The sequence below is a fragment of the Pseudomonas sp. K5002 genome (genome assembly GCF_013386655.1).
GTDB lineage: Bacteria > Pseudomonadota > Gammaproteobacteria > Pseudomonadales > Pseudomonadaceae > Aquipseudomonas.
Genome location: NZ_JACARK010001155.1, coordinates 1 through 1,799 on the forward strand (window position 1 = coordinate 1; position 1,799 = coordinate 1,799).

The window sequence follows — 1,799 nt, forward strand, 5'->3', positions numbered from 1 at the left end:
GGATCAGCACCATCGCCGCCACCGGCACCGTCGGCACCACCGCGAGGCTGGCGGCCAGCGCGACAAAACCTGCGCCCACCACCGCACCGGCACCTTTTGAGGTAAGCATCGCCACCGCCAGCAGGGTCAGTTGTTGCTCCAGCGTCAGGTCGATATTGGTCGCCTGGGCCAGGAACAGCACCGCCAGGGTCATATAGATGTTGGTGCCGTCCAGGTTGAAGGTGTAGCCGGTGGGCACCACGATCCCCACCACGCCTTTGGACGCGCCAAGGCTTTCAAGTTTCTGGATCAGTTGCGGCAGCGCAGATTCGGAGGAGCTGGTGCCCAGCACGATCAACAGTTCAGCCTTGATGTAGGTCAGCAGCTTGAAGATGCTGAACCCCACATACCGGGCGATGCTGCCCAGCACCACGGCGACGAAGAAAAACGCGGTGACATAGAACGTGCCCACCAGTTTCAACAGCGGCAGCAGCGAGCCCAGGCCGTATTTGCCGATGGTGAAGGCGATGGCCCCGAAGGCCCCGATCGGCGCGACGCGGCTGATCATCCCGACGATGCGGAAGAACACTTCGCTGGCCTGGTTGATCACGCCGACCAGGGGCCGGCCCTTCTCGCCGATCATCACCAGCCCGAGGCCAAACAGCACCGACACAAACAGTACCGGGAGGATTTCGCCTTTGGAGAAGGCGTCGAAGAAGGTAGTGGGGATCACATGCATCAGGAACCCGGTGACGCCTTCGCCGTGTTCGGCCTGGCCGACAAAACCGGCGATGGCGGAGGTGTCGAGGGTCTTCACGTCGATATTGAAACCCACGCCGGGGTGCAGCAGGTGCGCGGCGAGGATGCCGATTACCAGGGCGATGCTGGAGACAATCTCAAAGTACAGCAGCGCCTTGCCGCCGACGCGGCCCACCTGCTTCACGTCGTGCATGCTGGTGATGCCGGAGACCACGGTGCAGAAGATGATCGGGCCGATGATCATCTTGATCAGCTTGATAAACCCGTCGCCCAACGGCTTGAGGTCGATGCCCACCTGAGGCCAGTGGTTGCCGATCAACACGCCCAGCACAATGGCGATGATCACCTGCACATACAGGGTTCCCAGCAGTTTTCTGATTGTCATTTTTATTATCTCGAGACGTTTTTTGGGCAAGCAGATCCCGTCGCAGGCTGTTTCAAGCCTGCGGGGCGGGATCGGTCAGGTCAGCGGTTCATAAAGGCTCAGCGAAGGAAGGTCAGGACTTCGCCGAGCAGCACTTCAGGGATTTCTTCTGCGATGTAGTGGCCGGCCGGCAGGGCCTTGCCACGTACGTCGGTCGCGACTTTCTGCCATTCCTTGAGGGGTTCGAAGCAGCGCCCGACGGTGCCTTCGGCGCCCCACATCACCAGCAGCGGCAACTCCAGGTGGTTGCCCTTGTCGATATCGGCGCGGTCGTGCTCAAGGTCGATGCCAGCGGCGGCGCGATAGTCCTCGCAGATCCCGGTGGCGGTGCCGGGCAGTTTCAGGCAACGCAGGTATTCGGCGAAGGCTTCATCGGTGAACGGCTTGAGCCCGGCACTGCGGCTGCCCATGACGCTGCGCAGGTAGAGTTCCGGGTTGCCTTCAATCAGGCTCTCGGGCAACGGCGCCGGGCGGATCAGGAAGAACCAGTGCCAGTAGGCGCGGGCAAAGGCTTCGTCGGTCTGGGCGTACATGGACAGGGTTGGTGCGATGTCCAGCAGCACCATGCGCTGCACGGCCTTGGGGTGGTCCAGAGCCAGGCGATGGGCGACGCGGGCGCCACGGTCGTGGGCCAGCA

General features: G+C 62.3%; 2 protein-coding genes. Both read right to left on the reverse strand.

Going from position 1 to position 1,799, the window contains the following annotated elements:
- Positions 1-1,123 (reverse strand): C4-dicarboxylate transporter DctA (dctA, locus tag HX846_RS34330; protein ID WP_178967161.1); only part of this gene is annotated, 1,123 nt, incomplete at its 3' end.
- Positions 1,124-1,221: 98 nt separating this feature from the next.
- The coding region (locus HX846_RS34335) for an alpha/beta fold hydrolase (protein ID WP_178967162.1) at positions 1,222-1,799 on the reverse strand (578 nt) is incomplete at its 5' end.